The following is a 23,301-nucleotide window of genomic DNA, read 5'->3' as shown; positions in this document are numbered from 1 at the left end:
CTTGCCAGTGCTCGGCGCCAATGCTGCAATCGGCGTTCTACGCCCATTCCGCGGAGTTTGCCATGCGTGCCCTGTCCTGCCTTGGATGCCTGCTGCTGGCCAGTGCCAGCGCCGTGGCTGGCCCGGTCTATAAATGGAAGGACGCCCATGGCGTGACCCAGTACTCGGAGACCCCGCCGGCCGGCAAAAAGTACGAGACCCGGGAGCAGGCGCGCAGCCCGCAGACTGCAACCAGCACCCAGACTCCGGCTGCACCGGTGCCCGAGCAGTGCAGCACCGCCCGTGCCAACCTGGCCTTGCTGGATGGTGGCGGCCAGGTGATGCAGGACACCGATGGTGATGGCAAGGCCGATACCCCGTTGAGCCCGGAGCAGCGCACCGCGCAGAAGGGGCTGGCGGAGGCCGCGATCAAGGCGTACTGCCCACCGGCAAGTTAAGGGGGTCGGCAGGGCTGCGCCCTGCACCTGCAGAGGCTGCATGCAACGGCAACGGCAACGTCAAAAGCGGGCATTCCGTGTAATGGCGGGGCGGTGTCGGATTGCGGGGACGCCGCAAGTACGTCCATGTAGGCTTGGCAGCCGCATCCATGCGGCTGACACCTCGCAATCCGACACCGCCGCACCCCCGACAGATTCCCGGTGGCCAATAGATCCACGCCATGCGTGGATGAAATCTGTCGGATCTCGAATTGAATCCGGGGTCAGATCCGTTTTCCTGCGGAAAACGGATCTGACCCCAGGAGCCATTCCGACAGCTCGCAGGAAACTGTCGAAGGCGGGGTGGGTCCGGTTGCGGGAGTGGCCGCGGCATGGATGCCGCGGCCAAGCCCCCATGGGTGAGGGCGCTTTGCTCGCGAAGCACTGCTTCGCAAGCGCCCGAACGCACAGCCGCCAGCGGCTGGGCCGGACCGCGGAGCGGGGTTTACGGCGTCTCCCGCAACCTGACCCACCCCGCCATCCCACGGGAAGCCCGCTGTTGCTTCGGCTGTTGCTTCTGAGGTTGCCGGCCAGCGGCCGGCACTACTGCGGGTGCAGGGCGCAGCCCTGCCGATACCCCTCCCCCCGGCCGGGCTGGCAGAATAGGCGTCTCTGCCGTTATCCGAAGCCGACGATGCGCCTCTCCCAGTTCCACCTGCACACCACCAAGGAAACCCCCAGCGACGCCGAGCTCACCAGCCACCGGCTGATGCTGCGCGCGGGCATGATCCGCAAGCTGGCATCGGGCCTGTACACCTGGTCGCCGCTGGGCCTGCGCGTGCTGCGCAAGGTCGAGCGCATCGTGCGCGAGGAAATGGACCGCGCCGGTGCCGTGGAATTCCAGATCCCGACCATCCAGCCGAAGGAACTGTGGGAGCAGACCGGGCGCTGGCAGAAGTTCGGCCCGCAGCTGCTGAAGATCAAGGACCGCAAGGACCAGGTGTTCTGCTACAGCCCGACCGCCGAGGAAGCCGCCTGCGACTTCGCGCGCAGCGAGCTGTCCAGCTACAAGCAACTGCCGGTGAACTTCTACCAGGTACAGACCAAGTTCCGCGACGAGATCCGCCCGCGTTTCGGCGTGATGCGTTCGCGCGAGTTCCTGATGAAGGACGCCTATTCGTTCCACCTGCACGACGAGTGCCTGGTGCGCGAATACGAGAACATGAAGTCGGCCTACAGCCGCATCTTCACCCGCCTCGGCCTGGACTTCCGCATGGTGCAGGCCGACTCCGGCGCAATCGGCGGCGATGCGTCGCAGGAATTCCACGTGATCGCCGATTCCGGCGAAGACGCGCTGGTGTTCTCCACCGGCTCGGACTACGCGGCCAACATGGAAGCGGCGATTGCCGCCGATCCGGCGCCGCGTGCGGCCGCCAGCGAAGCCATGCGCAAGGTCGACACCCCCACCCAGAAGACCTGCGAGGAGGTCGCGGCCCTGCTCGGCATCGACCTGCAGCGCACGGTGAAGTCGGTGGCGCTGATCGCGGGTGAAGGAAAGGCACAGCAGTTCGTGCTGGTACTGGTGCGCGGTGACCATGAAGTCAACGAGATCAAGCTGACCAAGGTTGCCGGCCTGGACGAACAGCGCTTCGCCAGCGAGGCGGAGATCGCCGAGCATCTGGGCAGCGTGCCGGGCTTCCTCGGCCCGGTCGCCCCGGCCAAGCCCATCCGCGTGGTCGCCGATCGCGAAGTGGCGGCGATGTCGGACTTCGTCGTCGGCGCCAACGAAACCGGCTTCCACCTGGCCGGCGTCAACTGGGGCCGCGACCTGCCGGAACCGGAAGTGGCGGACATCCGCAACGTGCGTGCCGGTGACCGCGCACTGGACGGTGGCGAACTGAAGATCGCCCGTGGCATCGAAGTCGGCCACGTGTTCCAGCTCGGTCGCAAGTACGCCGAAGCGCTGGATGCCACCGTGCTGGATGAAAACGGCAAGGCGGCGGTGATGGCGATGGGCTGCTATGGCATCGGTATCTCGCGCGTGGTAGCTGCCGCGATCGAACAGAACCATGACGACGCCGGCATCATCTGGCCGGACGCGATGGCGCCGTGGCAGGTGGTGGTGTGCGTGATCAACCCGAAGGGCGATGCTGCCGTGGCCGACGCTGCGGCCAACCTGTTGCAGGAACTGCGCGATGCCGGCCTGGACGCGGCGCTTGACGATCGCGGCCTGCGCCCGGGCGCGATGTTCGCCGACATGGAACTGATCGGCATCCCGCACCGCGTGGTGGTCAGCGAACGCGGCCTGGCCGCCGGTACCTACGAATACCGCTCGCGCCGCGCCAGCGAAGCGGAAAGCCTGGACAAGGCCTCCCTGCTGCAGCGTCTGCAGGGCTGATCAGGAAAAAGACCGGGCCCTGCCCCGGTCTTTTTTTTCTGCCGCGGTCTTCCCCGATATTGCAGCGGACATAATCCGGTCAAAATCACCGCGACGGCGCCTGCATGCCGCCACGCCATGACCCGCCTGCATTTGTGCTGTGATTAATTCATCTCTATTCTGTCCGCCGACGCCATGGACTGGCTTGTCCCGTCCACACATTAGTTTCCGGAGTAACCGTAAATGAGCATTGACCTGACCGGCCTGTCAGCACGCGAGCTGGGCGCCCTGATCCGTACCGCCAAGAAGCAGCAGACCATCGTCGCCAAGCGCCGGCCGATCACCAAGGTCCGGGCCCAGCTGACCAAGCTGGCCAAGACCGAGGGTTACACCATCGAAGAACTGTTCGGCAGCGCCCCGGCCACGCGTGCCCGCAAGGCCGCTCCGGCCGCCAAGGCCCCGTCGAAGACCGCCGGCCGCAAGCTGGGCAAGGTTGCCCCGAAGTACCGCAACCCGGCCAACCCCAAGGAAACCTGGACCGGCCGTGGCAAGCAGCCGCGCTGGATGGCTGAGCTGACTGCCAAGGGCAACAAGAAGCCGGAAGATTTCCTGATCAAGAAGGCCTGAGGCCGGATCGGGATGCAATGAAAAACGCCGGCGAAAGCCGGCGTTTTTTGTTTGTAGAGCCGAGCCCACGCTCGGCTATCCATATCCGAAGCCGAGCATGGGCTCGGCTCTACAGAGTCTTGCGGGCGGGCATCAGCAGATTGCCGAACAGCAGGCCGGCCACCAGTGCCATCACCACGTTGAGCACGGTAAGGAACACGCTCTGGCCGGCGCCCACGTCCTGCTGCTGGACCAGGGTCAGCACGCCGCGCAGGCTGGTGCTGCCGGGCACCATCATGATGATGCCGGGCAGGCGGATGATCGCGCCCGGACGCCCGACCAGACGACCGAACAGATTGCCACCGGCCGTCAGCAGCATCGCCGACAGGAAGATGCCGGCCGGCGCGCCCCAGGCGTGGCCGCCAAACTTGGAGATCGCATAACCGGCCACCGAGGCGGCAATCACCCACGGATAGTCGCGACGATTGGCCTTGAACAGCATCGCGAACGCGAATGCCGCGGTCAGCAGCGAGCCCCACTCCACCCACGGCCCCTGCGGCCGAGCCGCGCGGATCACCGGGTCGAGGCCGAGCACGTCGGCCAGGGTCACCGCGATCATCGCGCCGACGCTGAGCTTCATGATGGTGGTCAGCGCGCCGGCAAAGCGCGCGGTGCCCGATACCCAGTGCTGGCTGGCCAGTTCGTTGACCGCATTGGTCAGCGACATGCCGGGCAGCAGCACTACCAGCGAGGCGATGATCACCGTGTTGAGGTTGAGCGCACCAATAAAGGACGCAACCAGGGTGGCGACCAGGCCGGCCAACAGCGCGGCCAGTGCCTCGGCGGCTTCGCGGGTGGCCGGGCGACGGTCGGTGACCATGCCGAGCAGGCCGATCATCAGGCCGATGACACCGGCGGTCGCAATGTCCAGCCACGGCAGCTTCCACATGCCGGCCACGCCGGCCGCGCCAAGGGTGAACGAGAGGATCGTGCGCAGCTTGCCGCGCCGGCCCGGATCCTTGTCCAGCTGGCGCAGCGCGGTGTGGCCCTGGGCGATGCTCATCCGGCCGTTGGCCACTTCTTCGGCAATATGGTCGGCGACGCTGAGCTTGTGCAGGTCGTTCTCGCCGGGCGCCAGGCGGATCACCCGGGTGATGTCACTGGAGCCGATCGCCTGCGCCGGATCGCTGAAGCTGAGGATGATGCCGGTGGGGTTCGACCACGGTTCACAATCCAGGTCGAGCTGGCGAGCCAGTGCCACCACCGCCGTTTCCAGGCGCTGGGCCGTGGTGCCATAGCTGTGCAGGCGTCCGGCGATCTCGGAAACGAAGGCCACCCGCTGCGCGTAGGTGGCCTGGGGCGTGGGGATCGTGTGAGCATCTGCGGACATGCGCCGTAGTATTACCTAGGCGGGGCCTGACCGGAGAAATTCATCCGAGTTCGACGCGATGGCCAATACAGAACGGTTATGCTGCGACCGGAATGGCCCAAGTGACCCCGAACCACGCCCCCCAGCTCGAACAGGACGCCCATGATCCGGGCGTGATCCGCCTGTCCGGCACCTGGACCTTGAAGACCGCGCTGGCCGCGGCCGAGGTCCTGCGTGGCGTTCCTGACACGCTGACCGGCATCGATGCCACCGCCATCGAGAAGATGGATTCGGCCGGCGTGCTGCAGGTGCTGCGCGTGGCCCATCGCGCCGACCTCGGCGAAGACGCACTGAAGTTCCGCGCGGATCACCAGGCGCTGGTGTGCACCATCGAGGAAGTCGCCGACGACCGGCCCAAGCCCAAGCGCGACTTCGGCGTGCTGGCGGCACTGGAGCGGCTGGGTGTCAGCGTCCATGCCACAGGCCACAACATCAAGGCGCTGTGCAGTTTCCTCGGCGAGAACCTGGTCAAGGCGGCCCGCCTGGTCAAGGAACCGCGCCGCTTCCGCCTTACCGCCACCGTGCACCAGATGGAGCAGGTCGGGCTGGATGCGGTGCCGCTGGTGGCACTGCTGTCCTACCTGGTCGGTGCGGTGATCGCCTTCCTCGGCTCAACCATCCTGCGCGACTTCGGCGCCGAGATCTACGTGGTCGAACTGGTCAACATCGCCTTCCTGCGCGAGTTCGCGGTGCTGCTGACCGCGATCGTGCTGGCCGGCCGTACCGCCAGCGCCTTCACCGCACAGATCGGCGCGATGAAGGCGCGCGAGGAAATCGATGCGATGCGCACGCTGGGCCTGGACCCGGTCGACCTGCTGGTGCTGCCTCGCTTGCTGGCGTTGCTGGTCACCCTGCCCCTGCTGACCTTCATCGCGATGATCGCCGGCCTGGCCGGCGGCATCACCGTCGGTGCGTTCGACCTCGACATCCCGCCGCAGATGTACATCGCGCGCATGCACGAGACCATGGAGGTGCGGCACATGCTGGTCGGCCTGTCGAAGGCGCCGGTATTCGCGCTGGTGATCGGCCTGATCGGCTGCCTGGAAGGCCTGAAGGTCGAAGGCACGGCACAGTCGGTAGGCGAACGCACTACTTCCAGCGTGGTGCAGACGATCTCGCTGGTGATCATCATCGACGCCTTCGCGGCGTTGTGGTTCATGCACATGGGCTGGTGACATGAGCACGCATCCGACGCCCGGAGACATTCCCATGCAGGACGACGACGGCCACGAGCTGGCCATCCGCGTGCGCGGCCTGGTCAACCGTTTCGGCAGCCAGACCGTGCACGAAGACCTGGACCTGGACGTGCGTCGCGGCGAGATCCTGGGCGTGGTCGGTGGCTCCGGCACCGGCAAGTCGGTGCTGATGCGCTCCATCCTGGGCCTGCGCACGCCCGACGAAGGCCAGATCGAAGTGCTGGGCCGCGACGCGCGTGCCGACGACGCCGAGAGCCGCCTGCACATCGAACGCAACACCGGCGTGCTGTTCCAGGACGGCGCACTGTTTTCGTCACTGACCGTGGGCGAGAACGTGCAGGTGCCGCTGAAGGAACACCACCGCGAACTGCCCGAGCGCTGGCATTACGAGCTGGCACTGCTGAAGGTGAAGCTGGCCGGCCTGCCCGCCGACGCGATCAACAAGCTGCCCTCGCAGCTGTCCGGCGGCATGCGCAAGCGCGCCGGCCTGGCCCGGGCGCTGGCGCTGGACCCGCCGCTGCTGTTCCTGGACGAACCCACCGCCGGCCTCGACCCGATCGGCGCGGCCGCGTTCGACCGACTGATCAAGACCCTGCAGGAAGCGCTGGGGCTGACCGTGTTCCTGATCACCCACGACCTGGACACCCTGTACGCCATCTGCGACCGCGTGGCCGTGCTGGCCGACCGCAGGGTCGTTGCCAACGCGCCCCTCCCGGAAATCGAGAAACTGGATCATCCGTGGATCCAGGAATACTTCCACGGACCCCGCGCGCGCGCCGCGCGTGGCGAACAGATCGAGAGTGCCTGAGCCATGGAAACCAAAGCCAACTACGTGCTGATCGGCGCGTTCACCCTGATCACCGGCCTGGCCCTGCTGGCGTTCGGCCTGTGGGCGGCCAAGTACTCTTCCGACCGCACCTGGCAGGAATACCGCGTGGTGTTCCGCGAGGCGGTGACCGGCCTGTCGGTGGGCAGCCCGGTGCAGTACAACGGCATCGCGGTCGGGTCGATCGTCGAACTGAACCTGGTGCCGGACGACCCGCGCCAGGTGGTCGCACGCATCCGCCTGAACTCGACCACGCCGGTCAAGACCGATACCCGCGCCAAGCTGGCGATCACCAGCCTCACCGGCCCGTCGATCATCCAGCTCAGCGGCGGTACGCCGCAGTCGCCGGCGCTGACCACAGTCAACAAGGACCCGGCACCGATCATACCGACCACGCCGTCGGCGCTGCAGAACATCACCGATGTTGCCAACCGCATCGTCGAGCGCATGGACCAGATCCTCAGCGACCGCAATGTAGCCTCGATCAATGCCACGCTGGCCAACCTGGAGACCATCAGCGGTGGCCTGGCCGACCGCGACCAGGGTACCCAGGCGCTGCTGCTCAGCGCGCGCGATGCCGCCCGCAGCCTGGACACCACGCTGAAGACCACCAACGGCACCATCGAGCGCCTGGACAGGAACCTGGTGCAGCAGCTGCCGGGCATCATCGACAAGCTCGATGCCACCCTGGCCAAGCTCGACTCGGCCGCCGGCAACGCCGATTCGATCCTTGGCGAGAACCGCGCCGCGATCAACAGCTTCGCCAATGATGGCCTCGGCCAGCTCGGCCCGACGCTGACCGAGCTGCGCGGCCTGATCCGCGACCTGCGCCGGGTCAGCGATCGCCTCGAGAACAACCCCGCGCGCTACCTGCTGGGCCGCGACGCACCGAAGGAGTTCGAACCCAAATGAGCCCGCCCCCCCTTCCGCGCCTGCTGCTGGCCGCTTCGATGGTCGCCCTGCTGGGCGGCTGCTCCATCCTTGGCAGCAGCGAGAAAACCGCAGTGACGCTGTACTCGCCCTCGGTGCAGGTGAAGGCCGACCCGGCGTGGCCACAGGCCAGCTGGCAGCTGGTACTGGCCAAGCCGAGCGCCGCGCGCCTGGTCGACAGCCCGCGCATCAATGTGCGGCCGACGCCTTCGCAGATGGAAATCTACAAGGGCGCCAGCTGGGCACAGCCGGCCACCGACATGATCGAGGACACCCTGCTGCGCGGCTTCGAGGATTCCGGGCGCATCCGCGGCGTGGCGCGCAGCACCGCCGGCATCCGTGCCGACTACAAGCTGTCCACCGACGTGCGCCGCTTCGAATCGGATTACCAGGGCCAGGCCACGCCGACCGTGGTGATCGAGGTCAACGCCAAGCTGATCCACGTCGCCGACCAGCGCGTGGTGGCCGACCGTACGTTCCGCCAGGCGCAGCCGGTCGGCAGCACCGACGTACCGGCGGTGACCGCGGCGTTCGAACGTGGCCTGCAGCAGCTGGCGCAGGATGTGGTGGGGTGGACACTGGTGAGCGGGCAGGCCGACCAGCCTAACGTCGCGCGCTGATCGATCAGCGCGGCGCAATCCAGCGGAACGTCAGGTTGATCCGCTCACCCTGCACCCGCGCCATCTTCGGAAGCGCGTGCTGGTAGAACCTCTGCGTCTGCCCCGCCATTACCAGCAGATCGCCGTGGCCGAGCAGGTACTCGGCCTTGCGCGCCGGATCATCGCGCCGGCGCAGCAGGAATCGACGCGATGCGCCCAGACTCAGCGACGCAATCACCGGGGCCGGACCCAACTCCGGCTCGTCATCGCTGTGCCATCCCATGTAGTCGCCGCCGCCGCGATAGCGGTTCAGCAGCACGCTGTTGAAGCGGCCGAAGCCATCGTCCTGCAGGCGCTCGCGCATGCCCTGCAGGGACGGCGGCCACGGGTGCGGCACGAATTCTGCCCCCGAGTAGCGATAGCGCGCCTGCGGATCACCTATCCAGCAGCTCAACCGTGGCGAATCCACCCAGCTGCCGAACATGCGGATGCGATGCACCTCCCACGGCACGCCGGCTTGCAGATCGCGCTGCAAGGCATCGGCCTCGGCGGGAGACAGCCAGGCCGGGAGGTGGCGGACGTCGGCATCGGGAAGGTCGTGGGGGAACAGCATGGGCGCCCCAAGGGAAAGGGGGGGCGACCGAAGGCCGCCCCGGAACGTCAGCGGCGCGCGAACGCCACGCCCGTTTTTTCCTTCAGTTCGTCATTGCTGACACCCGGCGCCGCTTCCACCAGCACCAGACCAGCATCGGTGACGTCGAACACGGCCAGGTCGGTGATGATGCGGTCGACCACGCCAACACCCGTCAGCGGCAGCGAGCATTCGGCCAGGATCTTGTGCTCACCGTTCTTGGCGGTGTGCTCCATCAACACCACCACGCGCTGCACGCCGGCGACCAGGTCCATCGCGCCGCCCATGCCCTTGACCATCTTGCCGGGCACCATCCAGTTGGCCAGGTCGCCCTTGTCGGTGACCTGCATGGCGCCGAGGATGGCCAGGTTGACGTGGCCACCGCGGATCATCGCGAAGCTGTCGTGGCTGCCGAAGTAGCTGGCGCCCGCACGTGCGGTGACCGTCTGCTTGCCGGCGTTGATCAGGTCGGCGTCGACCTCGGCGTCGGTCGGGAACGGCCCGATGCCCAGCAGGCCGTTCTCCGACTGCAGCCACACGTCCACGCCTTCGGGGATGTGGTTGGCGACCAGGGTCGGCAGGCCGATGCCCAGGTTCACGTAGGCACCATCGGTCAGTTCGCGGGCGGCACGCGCCGCCATCTCATCGCGGGTCCACGCCATGTCAGTTGCCCTCCGCGCGGATGGTGCGCTGTTCGATACGCTTCTCAGGATGCGCGTTGTGCACGATGCGGTGCACGTAGATGCCCGGCAGGTGCACCTGGTCCGGATCGATGGCACCCACCGGCACCACCTCTTCCACTTCCACGATGCAGACCTTGCCGGCCATCGCACAGGCGGGGTTGAAGTTGCGCGCGGTCTTGCGGAACACCAGGTTGCCGGCCTCGTCGGCCTTCCAGGCCTTGACCAGTGCCACATCGGCGCGCAGTGCGGTTTCCATCACGTAGTGCTTGCCGTCGAACTCGCGGGTTTCCTTGCCTTCGGCCACCACCGTGCCATAGCCGGTGGCGGTGAAGAACGCCGGAATGCCTGCGCCGCCGGCACGCAGGCGTTCGGCCAGGGTGCCCTGCGGGTTGAATTCCAGCTCGAGCTCGCCGGCCAGGAACTGCCGCTCGAACTCCTTGTTCTCGCCCACATAGGACGAAATCATCTTCTTTATCTGCCGGGTTTCCAGCAGCTGGCCCAGACCGAAACCATCGACCCCGGCATTGTTGGAGATCACGGTCAGGCCCTTGACGCCACTGTCGCGCAGCGCGGCGATCAATGCCTCGGGAATGCCACACAGGCCGAAGCCGCCCACGGCCAGCGTCTGGCCATCGGCGACCACCCCTTGCAGGGCCTCCGCCGCACTGGCGAAGCGCTTGCTGCGCTTGCCGGTGGAAGTCGATTGCTGCATTGCTGTACTACCCTGCACGTTGAGGATGACCGCATTCTAGCTGGAGGGCGGCGAAGGGCCTGGATGCGCCGCAGCATTGCACGGGCATCGCACAGGGTTCCGTAGAATGCCGGGTTCCCCTGCCAATGGCCGGCCCCGTGCCCGCCCCACCCTCGTTGATGGCCCATACCTACACCGAAGAAGACCTGCTCCGCTGGATGGAAGGCCGGACGCTGGAAATGAGCGACCATGGCCTGTCGGAAGTCCATAGCATGCGTCTGTTCGGTGACATTCTGGTCGCTGAGGTAAAGATCCCGGCCAAGTACTCCTACCGGGTGGAGATCGACCTGGCCGCCAGTCTTCGCCATCCGCGCAGCCTGCTGCGCAACCGGTGTTCCTGCCCGCTCGGCCACGACTGCATGCACGTGGCGGCTGTGCTGGCGCAGATGCTGCAGCAGATCGACCATACGCCCCCCATGCCCGACGACAGCAGCACGCTGCCAACGCTGCTGATCCGTTCGATGACCCCCGTCCTGCGCCTGCACACGGTCGAGTTCCGTCCGCCGTGGCTCGGCCCACGCGACCCTTCGCAATGGGCCGATATCGCCACCGTGGCCTTCGAATACGACGAGCACGTGCGGTTCCTGGATGATCCGAGCCTGTTCGCCCACGATCCGGAGGGCCAGCTTGCGCTGCTGCCCCGCGACCTGGCCGAGGAATCACGGCGCGAGGCCGAGCTGCGCACGGTGGGACTGCATCGCGACACGGCGCCGCGGGCGCCATTGGAGGGCGCAGGACCTCAGTTCCAGCTGCGCACCCATGACTGGACACGGTTCCTGCTGGACGACGTACCGCGCCTGGAAGCCTTGGGCTGGAAGGTAGAGACCGACGACGATTTCCGCCATCGCATCACCCGGGTGGATGAGATCGACCTGGACATCCAGGCGGACCCGGCGGATGCGGGCTGGTTCAACCTGGGCCTGGACATCCAGGTGGAAGGCCGCAACGTGTCGATGGTTCCGCTGCTGCAGCAGGTGCTGCAGTCCGATCCCCGCTGGATGCGTGGCCAGCTGGACGCCATCGGCGATGATGAGAACATCCTGTTGACGGCGGGCGACAACACGCGCCTGGCATTGCGGGCCGCACGACTGAAACCGATCATGGCCCTGTTGACGGATCTGTTCGCCCAGCGTGGCGCGCCGCTGCGCCTGTCTGTGCATGACCGTGGCCGCCTGCAGGCGCTGCAGGACACGGCGCGCCTGCAGTTCCGCGGGCGCAAGGACACCCAGGCACTGGTGCAGCGGCTGATGCAGGCACCCGCATTGGGCGAAGTGCCGCCGCCGGCAGGGCTGGTGGCAACGCTGCGTCCCTATCAGCGCGAAGGCCTGTCGTGGCTGCAGTACCTGCGCCAGCAGGGCCTGGGGGGCGTGCTGGCCGATGACATGGGCCTGGGCAAAACCGTGCAGACGCTGGCGCATGTGCTGGTCGAGAAGGAAGCCGGTCGCCTGGACCGTCCGACGCTGCTGGTGGTGCCCACTTCGCTGCTGCACAACTGGCAGAGCGAAGCGGCACGCTTCACCCCGGGCCTGCGCGTGCTGACCCTGCACGGGCCGGCACGTGAAACGCTGTTCGAGGCGATTCCCGGGCACGACCTTGTACTGACCACCTACCCTCTGCTGTGGCGCGACGAGCAGGCGCTGCAGGCACATACCTACCATCTGCTGATTCTGGATGAAGCCCAGCAGGTGAAGAATCCGAAGTCACGCGCGGCCATCACCCTGCGCACGCTGCAGGCGCGCCACCGGCTGTGCCTGACCGGCACGCCGCTGGAAAACCACCTGGGCGAACTGTGGACGCAGTTCGACTTCCTGCTGCCCGGCCTGCTAGGCAGCGAGAAACAGTTCAACCAGCATTGGCGCCATCCGATCGAACGTGGCAGCGACCACCGCCGCGCCACCTTGCTGGCGCAACGGCTGCGTCCGTTCATACTGCGCCGGCGCAAGGACCAGGTGGCGTCAGAGCTTCCGCCCAAGACCGTCATTACCCGCGCGGTGGAAATGGAGAGCGGCCAGCGTGATCTCTATGAAACCGTGCGCGCAGCGATGGAAAAGCAGGTGCGCGAAGCCATCAGCGGCAGCGGGCTGGCGCGCAGCCACATCGTGGTACTGGATGCGTTGCTGAAGCTGCGCCAGGTCTGCTGCGATCCGCGCCTGCTGCCTGGTGATGCCCCGGCGCGCAATGCGGGCTCAGCCAAGCTGGACCTGCTGCGCGAGATGCTGCCGTCGATGGTCGAGGAAGGCCGGCGCATCCTGCTGTTCTCGCAGTTCACCGGCATGCTCTCGCTGATCGCGCAGGCACTGGATCAGCTGGGCTTGGCCTATGTGACCCTGACCGGCGACACCCAGGACCGGGCCACGCCGGTGCAGCGCTTCATGCAGGGCGAGGTGCCGGTATTCCTGATCAGCCTGAAGGCAGGTGGCGTCGGGTTGAACCTGACCGCCGCCGATACCGTCATCCACTTCGACCCGTGGTGGAATCCGGCGGCCGAAAACCAGGCCAGCGATCGCGCCCATCGCATCGGCCAGCAGCAGCCGGTGTTCGTTTACCGGCTGATCGCCGCAGGCAGCATCGAAGAACGGATTGCCGAGCTGCAGGAGCGCAAGGCCACGCTGGCCGACGCCATTCTCGAAGGCGGCGGCGCTACGGGGCCACGCTTCAGCGAAGAAGACGTGCAGGCGCTGCTGGCGCCGTTGCCGGGCCTGCCCGGCAAGCGTTTGCGCAAAGCGGGCAAGCGGTCGACGCGAAGCTGACCTCCGGACGCCAGTCAGGTGGCGTTCCCCGATGGAAACGATTCCCATACATGACTGGGACTACAATTGGGGACTGAGCTCACAAAGGAACTGATCGATGCCCCTGCCCGCCTTCAAGGCCTACGATATCCGCGGCCGTGTGCCGGAAGAACTGAACGAAGACCTGGCCCGCCGCATCGGCGTCGCCTTGGCCGCGCAGCTCGCTCCAGGTCCAGTGGTCCTCGGCCACGATGTGCGCCTGACCAGCCCGGCGCTGCAGGATGCACTGGCCACCGGCCTGCGTGGTACCGGGCGCGAGGTGATCGACATCGGCCTGTGCGGCACGGAAGAAGTCTATTTCCAGACCGACCATCTGGGCGCGGCCGGCGGCGTGATGGTCACCGCCAGCCACAACCCGATGGATTACAACGGCATGAAGCTGGTCAAGGAGAATGCCCGGCCGATCAGCTCCGATACCGGCCTGTTCGCAATCTCCGACGCGGTTTCCGCCGATACGTCCGAGGCCCAGGCGCCGCGTGCCGGGCAGGTTGCCCAGCACGACAAGAGCGCCTACATCCAGCACCTGCTCAGCTATGTCGATGCCAGCAGGCTCAAGCCGCTGAAGCTGGTGGTGAATGCCGGTAACGGCGGCGCGGGCGCGATCGTCGACCTGCTGGCCCCGCACCTGCCGTTCGAGTTCATCCGCATCTGCCACGAACCGGACGGCAGCTTCCCCAACGGCATTCCCAACCCGCTGCTGCCGGAGAACCGCGCCGCCACCGCCGATGCGGTGCGTGAACACGGTGCCGATTTCGGCATTGCCTGGGACGGTGACTTCGACCGCTGCTTCTTCTTCGACCACACCGGCCGCTTCATCGAGGGCTACTACCTGGTCGGTCTGCTGGCCAAGGCGATCCTGGCACGCAATCCCGGCGGCAAGGTCGTGCATGACCCGCGCCTGGTCTGGAACACCGTGGATATGGTCGAACAGGCGGGCGGTGTGCCGGTGCAGTGCAAGAGCGGCCATGCCTTCATCAAGGAAAAGATGCGCGCCGAAGACGCCGTGTACGGTGGCGAGATGAGCGCCCACCACTATTTCCGCGAGTTCGCCTATGCCGACTCCGGCATGATCCCGTGGCTGCTGATCGCGCAGCTGATCTCCGAGAGCGGCCGCTCACTGGCCGAGTGGGTCGAAGACCGCATGGCGGCCTATCCGTGCAGTGGCGAGATCAACTTCAAGGTGGCCGATGCCAAGGCTGCCGTGGCCCGCGTGATGGAGCACTTCGCGGCGCAATCACCGGTACTGGATCACACCGACGGCATCAGTGCCGACTTCGGCGGCTGGCGCTTCAACCTGCGCAGCTCCAACACCGAACCGCTGCTGCGCCTGAATGTCGAAGCCCGTGGTGACGCCGCGCTGATGCAGGCGCGTACCGACGAAATTTCCCGCCTAATCCAGCAGTAATCAAGGACGACCATGAGCATCATCCAGCCCGTCATTCTGTCCGGTGGCTCCGGCACCCGCCTGTGGCCGCTGTCGCGCGAGTCCTACCCCAAGCAGTTTCTACCCTTGGCCAGCGAGCTGACGATGCTGCAGGCCACTTGGAAGCGGGTGGCGCCGATCGCCGCGCATGGCCCGCTGGTGATCGCCAACGAGGAGCACCGCTTTGTCGCTGCCGAGCAGCTGCAGCAGGTCGGCGCCGAGCCGGCGGCCATCATCCTGGAACCGGTTGGCCGCAACACGGCGCCGGCAATCGCGGTCGCAGCCCTGGAAGCCACCCGCGACGGCGCCGATGCGCTGCTGCTGGTGCTGCCCTCGGACCATGTGATCACCGACGAAGCCGCCTTCCGCAGCGCCGTGCAGGCCGCCGCCAGTGCCGCCGAAACCGGCAAGCTGGTGACCTTCGGCATCGTGCCGACCGGCCCGGAAACCGGCTACGGCTATATCAAGGCCGCCGATGGGCAGGGCCTGCGTGCGGTCGAGCGCTTTGTCGAAAAGCCCGACCTCCAGACCGCCAGCGGTTACGTCAGCAGCGGCCAGTATTACTGGAACAGCGGCATGTTCCTGTTCAAGGCCTCGCGCTACCTGCAGGAACTGGAGCGCTTCCAGCCCGGCATGCTGGCCGGCAGCCGCCAAGCCTGGCAGCAGGCCCGCCGCGATTCAGATTTCACCCGCCTGGACAAGGACGCCTTCGCCGCCGTTCCCTCTGATTCCATCGACTATGCCGTGATGGAAAAAACCGCCGACGCCGTGGTGATTCCGTTGGACGCCGGCTGGAACGATGTCGGCTCGTGGACAGCCCTGCGCGATGTCTCGCAGCAGGACGGCGATGGCAACGCCCACCAGGGCGATGTGATCGCCATCGACTGCCGCAACACCTATGCCTATGCACAGCGCCTGGTGGCACTGGTCGGCCTGGATGACGTGATTGTCGTCGAGACCGACGACGCGGTGCTGGTCGGCAGGGCCGACCGCATGCAGGAGGTCAAGACCGTTGTTGGTCAGCTGAAGTCCGAAGGCCGCAGCGAGGCCACGTGGCATCGCAAGGTCTACCGCCCGTGGGGCGCGTACGATTCAATCGACAATGGTGCACGCTTCCAGGTCAAGCGCATCACGGTCAAGCCCGGCGGCACACTCAGCCTGCAGATGCATCATCACCGCGCCGAGCACTGGATCGTGGTCAGCGGCACCGCAGAAGTGACCCGCGGCGACGAAGTGATCCTGCTCAGCGAAAACCAGAGCACGTACATCCCGCTGGGCGTGACCCATCGCCTGCGCAACCCGGGCAAGCTGCCGCTGGAACTGATCGAAGTGCAGTCCGGCAGCTACCTTGGCGAGGACGACATCGTGCGCTTCGAGGATACCTACGGGCGCAGCTGACCCGGCGCCCGCTGGAGGCGACCGACCGTTGGTCGGGGTGGGTGCCGACCGTTGGTCGGCACGCCGCCTGCCGGGTCAGGCAATCTCCGCCATCACCCGCTTCAGGCCATCCTGCCAACTCGGCAGTACGATGCTGAAATCCTGCTGCAGCTTGCGGTTGTCCAGCACCGACCAGGCCGGGCGCTTGGCCGGGGTCGGATACTCGGAACTGGGAATCGCCTCGACCGCCGGCACCTTCGCCAACACGCCGGTAACCAGCGCTTCGGCGAAGATCGCTTCGGCGAACCCATGCCAGCTGGTCTGGCCGCTGGCGGTCAGGTGCCAGGTACCGGACAGTTGGCCCGGATGCCGCAGCGCCTGCGCAGTAACATCAGCGATCAGCGCGGCCGGCGTCGGCGTACCGACCTGGTCGGCCACCACACGCAGCTGGTCGCGCTCGGCGCCGACGCGCAACATGGTGCGCAGGAAATTTGCCCCATGCGAGGCATACACCCAGGCCGTGCGGAAGATCAGGTGGCGACCGCCGGCCGCGCGTACCGCATCCTCACCATCGCGCTTGCTGGTGCCATACACACCCAGCGGCGCGGTCGGCTCGTCCTCGCGGTACGGCGCGGTGCCCTGGCCATCGAACACGTAGTCGGTGGAGTAATGCACGAACGGCACGCCATGGGCCGCACACCAACGCGCGATCATGCCAGGCGCCTGCGCGTTGGCCGCAAACGCAGCTTCCACATCCTGCTCGGCACGATCAACGGCGGTATAGGCCGCAGCATTCACCACCACCGACGGCTGAAGACGGTCCAGCAGGGCCGGCAGGCTTTCAGGTTGGCCGAAATCGGCGGTTTCGCAGGCGCTGCCATCCGGCAGAGTGCCGCTGCGGGTGGTCGCGACCACCTTGCCCAGCGGCGCCAGCGCGCGCAGCAGCTCCTGGCCGACCTGGCCGTTGCCACCGAACACCAGCACGGTCATGGCACGTAGACCGGCAGGCGATCTTCGGCGATGTCCTTCAGGAACGGCGCGTTCTCGTCCTTGGCCGACAACGTCGGTGCACTGACTGGCCAGTCCACGGCGATATCCGCATCGTTCCAGCGCACGCCGGCGTCGAAGTCCTTCAGGTAGACCTCGGTGCACAGGTAGCTGAACACCGCGCGCTCGGACAGCACTGCAAAGCCGTGGGCGAAGCCTTCCGGAATCCAGAACTGCTTCTTGTTCTCCGCACTCAGCACCACCGCTTCCCACTGGCCGAAGGTCGGCGAGCCGCGACGGATGTCGACGGCCACGTCATAGACCTCGCCTTCCAGCACGCTGACCAGCTTGCCCTGCGGGCGCGGCCACTGGTAATGCAGGCCACGCAGCACACCCTGCGCTGACGTCGACACGTTGCTCTGCACGAAGCGATCCGGCAGGCCCAGCGCAGCGAAGCGCTCGGCATTCCAGGTTTCGAAGAAGTAGCCACGGGCATCGCCGAACACCGCCGGCTCGATCACCACGCAGCCAGGCAACTTGGTTTCAATCACTTTCACGGAACAACTCCACGCAGGGCGAGCTTGTGCAGGTACTGGCCGTAGCCATTCTTGATCAGCGGCGCCGCCAGCGCTTCGAGCTGTTCGGCGTTGATCCAGCCCTGGCCGAAGGCGATTTCCTCCGGGCAGCAGACCTGCAGGCCCTGCCGGGTCTGGATGGTCTCGATGAAGTTGGACGCTTCCAGCAGCGACTGGTGGGTGCCGGTATCGAGCCAGGCATAGCCGCGGCCCAGTGCTTCCAGATGCAGGTTGCCTTCGGCTAGGTAGCGCTTGTTGAGATCGGTGATCTCCAGTTCGCCACAGGGCGACGGCTTCAGGTCGGCGGCATGCGCGCTGGCATTGCCGTCATAGAAGTACAGGCCGGTCACCGCATAGTTCGAACGCGGATTCTCCGGCTTCTCGACCAGGTCGATGACCTTGCCGCTCTTGTCGAATTCAGCCACGCCGTAGCGTTCCGGATCATTCACCCAGTAGCCGAACACGGTGGCACCGTCGGTGCGCTCATCGGCGCGCTTGAGCACCTCGCGCAGGCCGTGGCCATGGAAGATGTTGTCGCCCAGCACCAGGCAGCTTGGCTTGCCGGCCACGAAGTCGCGGCCGATCAGGTAGGCCTGGGCCAGGCCATCGGGGCTGGGCTGCACGGCGTACTGGATGTCCATGCCCCACTGCGAGCCGTCGCCCAGCAGCTGCTGGAACAGCGCCTGCTCGTGCGGGGTGTTGATGATCAGCACCTCGCGGATGCCCGCCAGCATCAGCACGCTGAGCGGGTAGTAGATCATCGGCTTGTCATACACCGGCAGCAGCTGCTTGCTGACGCCCTTGGTGATCGGATACAGCCGGGTGCCGGAGCCGCCGGCGAGGATGATGCCCTTGCGCTGGGTCATGTCGTCTCCTGGGTTCAGGCCGCAGTGCCGATGCGCTGCAGGCGGTAGCTGCCGTCCAGTACGCCGTTGACCCATTCCTGGTTGTCCAGGTACCAGTCGACGGTGAAGGTGATGCCCTGCTCGAAGGTGTAGGCCGGTTCCCAGCCCAGGTCGTTCTTCAGCTTGGAGGCATCGATCGCATAGCGGCGGTCATGGCCGGGGCGGTCGGCGACGTAGGTGATCTGGCTGCTGCGCGGCTGGCCGTCCGCACGCGGGCGGCGCTGGTCCAGCAGTGCGCAGATGGCCTGCACCACTTCGATGTTCTGCTTTTCCGAGTTGCCGCCCACGTTGTAGGTCTCGCCGACCTGGCCCTTGGCCAGCACGGTGCGGATCGCCTCGCAGTGGTCGGAGACGAACAGCCAGTCGCGCACCTGCTTGCCATCGCCGTACACCGGCAGCGGCTCGCCGGCCAGCGCCTTGGCGATCACCAGCGGGATCAGCTTCTCCGGGAAGTGGTACGGGCCATAGTTGTTGGAGCAGTTGGTGGTCAGCACCGGCAACCCGTAGGTGTGGTGGAACGCACGCACCAGGTGGTCCGAAGCCGCCTTGGACGCCGAGTACGGCGAATTGGGCGCATACGGGGTGGTTTCGCTGAACTTGCCGGTCTCACCCAAGGTGCCATACACCTCATCGGTGGACACATGCAGGAAGCGGAAGGCCGCGCCCTGCTCGGCCGGCAGCGCCTTCCAGTAGTCACGGACCGCCTCCAGCAGGCCCAGGGTGCCCACCACGTTGGTCTGGATGAAGGCGCCAGGACCGTCGATGGAGCGATCCACGTGGCTCTCGGCAGCAAAGTTGAGCACGGCGTCCGGCCGGTGCTCGGCCAGCAGGCGGGTGACCAGCGCCTGATCGCCGATGTCGCCCTGCACGAACACGTGATTCGGGTTGCCGTCCAGGCTGGACAGGGTCTTCAGATTGCCGGCGTAGGTCAGCGCATCGAGGTTGATGACTTTGACGCCGCGCGCGACGGCCTCGAGAACGAAGTTACCGCCAATGAATCCGGCGCCGCCGGTGACAAGCCATGTGGGCACTACCTGTTCTCCTGATCGAAATTCATCCAAGGGGCGCTATGAGCGCCCGACACAGCGGCACAGGATACATGTGGTTCGTCTTCACGACTGCCTGCGTGACGTGAACGACTCACGATACTCACGCGAGCCATGCCGCATCGCAACATGACCATACGCGTTCGCATGGTCGTCCCAAGCCAGCTAGAATCGGGATCCCACCCCCGAACCGGTTGCTGCTGCAGGACCGGACGTTCTCCCCGTTACTGAAGGACCCCGTACCAGATGAAAATCCTCGTCGCGTACAAGCGCGTGGTGGACTACAACGTCCGCATTCAGGTCAAGCCGGACGGTTCCGGCGTGGTCACCGACGGCGTCAAGCTGTCCCCCAATCCCTTCGATGAAATCGCCCTGGAAGAAGCCCTGCGCCTGCGCGACAAGGGCATTGCCAGCGAAGTGGTGGTCGCCACCATCGCCCCGGCCGATGCCCAGGCGCACCTGCGCAACGGCCTGGCCATGGGCGCCAATCGCGCCATTCACATCGTTACCGACCAGGCCATCCAGCCGCTGACAGCCGCACGCACCCTGCTCAAGCTGATCGAGAAGGAACAGCCGGACCTGGTGATCCTGGGCAAGCAGGCCATCGACGACGACGCCAACCAGACTGGCCAGATGCTGGCCACGCTGTGGGGCCGCCCGCAGGCGACCTTCGCCAGCAAGCTGGAGATTGCTGATGGCAAGGCCACGGTGACCCGCGAAGTCGACGCCGGCCTGGAAACGCTGGAAGTGGACCTGCCGGCAGTGGTCACCACCGATCTGCGCCTGAACGAGCCGCGCTTCATCAAGCTGCCGGACATCATGAAGGCCAAGGCCAAGCCGCTGGAGACCCTGCAGCTGGCCGATCTGGGCGTTGAAGCCGCCGATACCTTCAAGACCACCCAGTATGCCGCGCCGTCCAAGCGCAGCAAGGGTGTGATGGTCAAGGACGCGGCTGAACTGGTGGCCGCACTCAAGCAGAAGGGGTTGCTGTAATGAGCAGGATTCTCGTCATCGCCGAACACCACGACGGCAAGCTCAACGCCGCCACCGCCAAGACCGTAAGCGCTGCTGCCGCCATCAGCGGTGCCAGCATCGACGTGCTGGTGCTGGCCGCCGACCCGGCCGCCGTTGCCGCTGAGGCCGCGAAGATCGCTGGCGTCGCCAAGGTTCTGACCGTGGCCAACGCTGCCAACGCGCAGGCCATCGCCCAGGTGCTGGCGCCGCAGATCGCGCAGCTGGCCAAGGGCTACACCCACGTGTTCGGCCCGTCGACCACCTTCGGCAAGGACCTGATGCCCTGCGTGGCCGCCCTGCTGGGCGTCAACCAGGTCTCCGACCTGATGACCGTCGAAGGCAGTCACACCTTCAAGCGCCCGATCTACGCCGGCAACGCGATCATCACCGTGGAAGCCCCCGCCGACCAGATCGTGGTCGCCACCGTACGCGCCGCGTCGTGGCCGGAAGCCGCCCAGGGCGGCAGTGCCGCCATTGAAGCGGCCAGCGTCGATGCCGCCCTGCCGAGCCACACCCGCTTCATCGGCCTGGCCGCCGGTGCCAGCGACCGCCCGGACCTGCAGAGCGCCAAGCGCGTGGTCTCCGGTGGCCGCGGCGTCGGTTCGGAAGAGAACTTCAAGGTCATCTTCCAGCTGGCCGACAAGCTCGGCGCCGCGGTCGGTGCCTCGCGCGCCGCGGTCGATGCCGGCTACGTGCCCAGCGACCTGCAGGTGGGCCAGACCGGCAAGATCATCGCCCCGGAGCTGTATGTGGCGGTGGGCATCAGCGGTGCGATCCAGCATCTGACCGGCATCAAGGACGCCGGCACGATCGTGGCGATCAACAAGGATCCGGATTCGCCGATCTTTGAGATTGCCGATATCGGCTTGGTTGGGGATCTGTTCGCGATCCTGCCGGAGCTGGAAAAGGCCTTGGCCTGATGCCCGGCGATGTGATCGGAGCGGCTAGGCCGCTCCGGTCCATCTTCTCCTCAGCCAATGCGCCAGCTGGCGTATGCTTTCCTGTCACTGGCCCCGTGGGCCTGAACCTCATGGACGCGCCATAGACATGTACACAAGCTTCCTGCCCCGTCGTCCTTCGGCCCCTTCCCGATGATTGTCGGTTCCGGACTGGTGGCGCGCGCTTTCGCGCAGCGCTATGCCGAGGACGATTCGACCATCATTTTCGCTTCGGGTGTCTCCAACTCGAACGAAACCGACCCGGAAGCGTTCGCCCGCGAACGCTCCATGCTCACCGGGTATTTGGCCGAAGGCCAGCAGCGGCTGGTCTATTTCGGCAGCTGCAACGTAGTCAATGCCAAAGAGCACTCGGCCTATTTCCAGCACAAGCGCGCCATGGAAGCGCTGGTGATCGGCTCTGGCCGTGGCACTGTGCTGCGTCTGCCGCAGGTGGTAGGGCGTACACGCAACCCCAATACCCTCACCAACTTCCTGCGCGACTGCATCCTGCAGGAACGGCAGTTGACCTTGTGGACACGCGCACAACGCAATCTGATCGACATCGACGATGTCGCAGCCATCGCTACCCGCATTCTCGAGGGCGGTGCAGCGCCGTCGGTGGTGGCCATCGCTTCACCTTGGTCACTGCCGATGCCCCGTATCGTCGACCTGTTCGAGCAGGTGCTCGGCCGCCGTGCTCATCGCGTGCTGATGGAACGTGGAGAAGCGATGGCCATCGACAGCAGCCTCTCCGAGCAGGTCGCTCGCGACATCGGGGTGGATTTTGGGCCAGACTATCCACTCCGTGTGATCCAGAAATACTATGGCCCCCGCCATGAAGCCTGAACTCTCCGTCGTCATTCCCGTCTACGGCAGCGCCTCGATCCTGCCCAACCTTGTCCGCCGCCTGGAGGAAGTGCTGGTGCCGGCGCTGGGCGCTGATGGCTTCGAGGTCGTACTGGTGCACGATTCCGGCCCGGACAATGCCTGGGAAGTCATCCGCGGTGAGGCTCGCACACGGCCGTGGCTGGTTGGCGTGGACCTGCGCCGCAATGCCGGCCAGCACAATGCAATCATGGCCGGCCTCGGCTTTGCGCGGGGCCGCTATATCGTCACGATGGACGATGATCTGCAGCACGACCCGGCCGACATCCCTCGCATCCTGCAGACGCTGCGCGACGGTGCCGACCTGTGCTACGTGCAGTTCGAAGGCCGCAAGCATGCACTGTGGAAGCGCGCCGGCAGCCGCTTCAACGATATGGTGGCCGCACGCCTGCTGAAGAAGCCCGAGGGTCTGTACCTTTCGCCCTTCCGCGGTTTCGTGCGTGAACTGGGTGAGGAAGCCCGGCGCTACCAAGGCCCGTTTGTGTATCTCGACGGACTGCTGGTACAGAGCACCAGCCCCAAGCGCATCGCGACCATCTCCGGCCAGCACCACGCGCGCAGCGATGGCCGCTCGGGCTACAGCCTGAGCAAATCGATTTCACTCTGGCTGCAGATGGCCACCAGCTTCTCGATCGTGCCGCTGCGCTTCGTCTCGCTGGCCGGGGTATTGGCCTCATGCGTGGCATTCGTGATGGCGGTGGTGGTGCTCTGGCAGAAACTGCACAGCCCGCAGATGGCGGTCGGCTGGCCGTCACTGATCATTACCATCCTGTTCATGGGCGGCCTGCAGCTGCTGGCGCTCGGTGTCATCGGCGAATACACCGGCCGCGTTCTGCTGAACATCAACAACCGCCCGCAGTACATCATCGGGCGTACCACCAACGTGGCAGGCCGGGACGAAGACGATCGCCCCTGAGT

Annotated in this window: 22 protein-coding genes; 14 read left to right on the top strand and 8 right to left on the bottom strand. The window is 66.2% G+C overall.

Annotation, left to right across the window (positions count from 1 at the left end):
• Positions 1-62: 62 nt before the first annotated feature.
• The 3 genes from AC5P65_RS04090 to AC5P65_RS04080 all read left to right on the top strand — a co-directional run bounded on the left by AC5P65_RS04090 (position 63) and on the right by AC5P65_RS04080 (position 3,420).
• Positions 63-437, top strand: coding sequence for a DUF4124 domain-containing protein (locus tag AC5P65_RS04090; protein WP_111097818.1), 375 nt, complete (start codon positions 63-65; stop codon positions 435-437).
• A 673-nt stretch (positions 438-1,110) separates the two neighbouring features.
• Positions 1,111-2,814: a proline--tRNA ligase gene (locus AC5P65_RS04085; protein ID WP_111097813.1), complete on the top strand. Its 1,704-nt coding sequence runs from the start codon at positions 1,111-1,113 to the stop codon at positions 2,812-2,814.
• A 222-nt stretch (positions 2,815-3,036) separates the two neighbouring features.
• Complete coding sequence (locus AC5P65_RS04080) at positions 3,037-3,420, top strand: H-NS histone family protein (RefSeq protein WP_010480700.1); 384 nt, start codon at positions 3,037-3,039, stop codon at positions 3,418-3,420.
• Between the two features lie 109 nt (positions 3,421-3,529).
• Here AC5P65_RS04080 and AC5P65_RS04075 read toward each other — a convergent pair whose 3' ends face one another.
• Complete coding sequence (locus AC5P65_RS04075) at positions 3,530-4,789, bottom strand: threonine/serine exporter family protein (protein WP_019660983.1); 1,260 nt, start codon at positions 4,787-4,789, stop codon at positions 3,530-3,532.
• Positions 4,790-4,881: 92 nt separating this feature from the next.
• On the opposite strand from AC5P65_RS04075, the gene AC5P65_RS04070 reads away from it, so the two are divergent.
• From AC5P65_RS04070 to AC5P65_RS04055, 4 genes are read left to right on the top strand one after another with little or no spacing between them, the layout of a single operon-like run.
• Positions 4,882-6,003 (top strand): ABC transporter permease, encoded by a 1,122-nt coding sequence (locus AC5P65_RS04070; RefSeq protein ID WP_058981024.1) that lies wholly within the window; start codon positions 4,882-4,884, stop codon positions 6,001-6,003.
• A 1-nt stretch (position 6,004) separates the two neighbouring features.
• The gene (locus AC5P65_RS04065; RefSeq protein WP_111097812.1) at positions 6,005-6,832 is read left to right on the top strand and encodes an ABC transporter ATP-binding protein; all 828 of its coding nucleotides are present in this window, start codon (positions 6,005-6,007) and stop codon (positions 6,830-6,832) included.
• 3 nt (positions 6,833-6,835) lie between these two features.
• Complete coding sequence (locus tag AC5P65_RS04060; protein ID WP_019660980.1) at positions 6,836-7,762, top strand: MlaD family protein; 927 nt, start codon at positions 6,836-6,838, stop codon at positions 7,760-7,762.
• The gene (locus tag AC5P65_RS04055) at positions 7,759-8,400 is read left to right on the top strand and encodes an ABC-type transport auxiliary lipoprotein family protein (protein WP_021202701.1); all 642 of its coding nucleotides are present in this window, start codon (positions 7,759-7,761) and stop codon (positions 8,398-8,400) included. Before AC5P65_RS04060 ends, AC5P65_RS04055 begins: the two co-directional genes overlap by 4 nt.
• A gap of 4 nt (positions 8,401-8,404) precedes the next feature.
• On the opposite strand, the gene AC5P65_RS04050 is transcribed toward AC5P65_RS04055, so the two are convergent.
• From AC5P65_RS04050 to AC5P65_RS04040, 3 genes are read right to left on the bottom strand one after another with little or no spacing between them, the layout of a single operon-like run.
• Entirely contained in the window at positions 8,405-8,992 is a 588-nt protein-coding gene (locus tag AC5P65_RS04050) for an alpha-ketoglutarate-dependent dioxygenase AlkB family protein (protein ID WP_019660978.1), read from the bottom strand.
• 47 nt (positions 8,993-9,039) lie between these two features.
• Positions 9,040-9,672 (bottom strand): CoA transferase subunit B, encoded by a 633-nt coding sequence (locus AC5P65_RS04045; RefSeq protein ID WP_111097811.1) that lies wholly within the window; start codon positions 9,670-9,672, stop codon positions 9,040-9,042.
• A gap of 1 nt (position 9,673) precedes the next feature.
• The gene (locus AC5P65_RS04040; protein ID WP_111097810.1) at positions 9,674-10,405 is read right to left on the bottom strand and encodes a CoA transferase subunit A; all 732 of its coding nucleotides are present in this window, start codon (positions 10,403-10,405) and stop codon (positions 9,674-9,676) included.
• Between the two features lie 158 nt (positions 10,406-10,563).
• Between AC5P65_RS04040 and AC5P65_RS04035 the strand changes: the two genes are divergently transcribed.
• The 3 genes from AC5P65_RS04035 to AC5P65_RS04025 all read left to right on the top strand — a co-directional run bounded on the left by AC5P65_RS04035 (position 10,564) and on the right by AC5P65_RS04025 (position 16,054).
• Positions 10,564-13,194 carry a DEAD/DEAH box helicase gene (locus tag AC5P65_RS04035; RefSeq protein WP_111097809.1) on the top strand — a complete coding sequence of 877 codons (2,631 nt, stop codon included), beginning with the start codon at positions 10,564-10,566 and terminating at the stop codon, positions 13,192-13,194.
• A gap of 97 nt (positions 13,195-13,291) precedes the next feature.
• The gene (locus AC5P65_RS04030; protein ID WP_111097808.1) at positions 13,292-14,638 is read left to right on the top strand and encodes a phosphohexomutase domain-containing protein; all 1,347 of its coding nucleotides are present in this window, start codon (positions 13,292-13,294) and stop codon (positions 14,636-14,638) included.
• Positions 14,639-14,650: 12 nt separating this feature from the next.
• Positions 14,651-16,054, top strand: a complete 1,404-nt coding sequence (locus AC5P65_RS04025; protein WP_111097807.1) for a mannose-1-phosphate guanylyltransferase/mannose-6-phosphate isomerase — start codon at positions 14,651-14,653, stop codon at positions 16,052-16,054.
• A gap of 75 nt (positions 16,055-16,129) precedes the next feature.
• On the opposite strand, the gene rfbD is transcribed toward AC5P65_RS04025, so the two are convergent.
• The 4 genes from rfbD to rfbB are packed head-to-tail and all read right to left on the bottom strand — an operon-like array spanning position 16,130 to position 19,531.
• Positions 16,130-17,023, bottom strand: coding sequence for a dTDP-4-dehydrorhamnose reductase (rfbD, locus tag AC5P65_RS04020; RefSeq protein WP_019660972.1), 894 nt, complete (start codon positions 17,021-17,023; stop codon positions 16,130-16,132).
• Positions 17,020-17,577 carry a dTDP-4-dehydrorhamnose 3,5-epimerase gene (gene rfbC, locus AC5P65_RS04015; protein WP_004141806.1) on the bottom strand — a complete coding sequence of 186 codons (558 nt, stop codon included), beginning with the start codon at positions 17,575-17,577 and terminating at the stop codon, positions 17,020-17,022. The genes rfbD and rfbC overlap by 4 nt, the downstream gene beginning before the upstream one ends.
• Positions 17,574-18,461 (bottom strand): glucose-1-phosphate thymidylyltransferase RfbA, encoded by an 888-nt coding sequence (gene rfbA / locus AC5P65_RS04010; RefSeq protein WP_495230924.1) that lies wholly within the window; start codon positions 18,459-18,461, stop codon positions 17,574-17,576. The genes rfbC and rfbA overlap by 4 nt, the downstream gene beginning before the upstream one ends.
• 14 nt (positions 18,462-18,475) lie before the next feature.
• Entirely contained in the window at positions 18,476-19,531 is a 1,056-nt protein-coding gene (gene rfbB, locus AC5P65_RS04005) for a dTDP-glucose 4,6-dehydratase (protein ID WP_111097806.1), read from the bottom strand.
• Between the two features lie 261 nt (positions 19,532-19,792).
• On the opposite strand from rfbB, the gene AC5P65_RS04000 reads away from it, so the two are divergent.
• The 4 genes from AC5P65_RS04000 to AC5P65_RS03985 all read left to right on the top strand — a co-directional run bounded on the left by AC5P65_RS04000 (position 19,793) and on the right by AC5P65_RS03985 (position 23,299).
• Positions 19,793-20,539, top strand: coding sequence for an electron transfer flavoprotein subunit beta/FixA family protein (locus tag AC5P65_RS04000; RefSeq protein ID WP_111097805.1), 747 nt, complete (start codon positions 19,793-19,795; stop codon positions 20,537-20,539).
• Entirely contained in the window at positions 20,539-21,480 is a 942-nt protein-coding gene (locus AC5P65_RS03995; protein WP_111097804.1) for an electron transfer flavoprotein subunit alpha/FixB family protein, read from the top strand. The genes AC5P65_RS04000 and AC5P65_RS03995 overlap by 1 nt, the downstream gene beginning before the upstream one ends.
• Before the next feature lie 171 nt (positions 21,481-21,651).
• Positions 21,652-22,344 carry an NAD-dependent epimerase/dehydratase family protein gene (locus tag AC5P65_RS03990; protein ID WP_019660966.1) on the top strand — a complete coding sequence of 231 codons (693 nt, stop codon included), beginning with the start codon at positions 21,652-21,654 and terminating at the stop codon, positions 22,342-22,344.
• The gene (locus AC5P65_RS03985) at positions 22,334-23,299 is read left to right on the top strand and encodes a glycosyltransferase family 2 protein (protein ID WP_111097817.1); all 966 of its coding nucleotides are present in this window, start codon (positions 22,334-22,336) and stop codon (positions 23,297-23,299) included. The genes AC5P65_RS03990 and AC5P65_RS03985 overlap by 11 nt, the downstream gene beginning before the upstream one ends.
• Positions 23,300-23,301 lie beyond the last annotated feature (2 nt).

The sequence above is a fragment of the Stenotrophomonas sp. YJH_SMC_48-3 genome, assembly GCF_059369375.1.
Note: the sequence above shows the minus strand (reverse complement) of the source record. Positions and strands in the feature narration are given on the sequence as shown.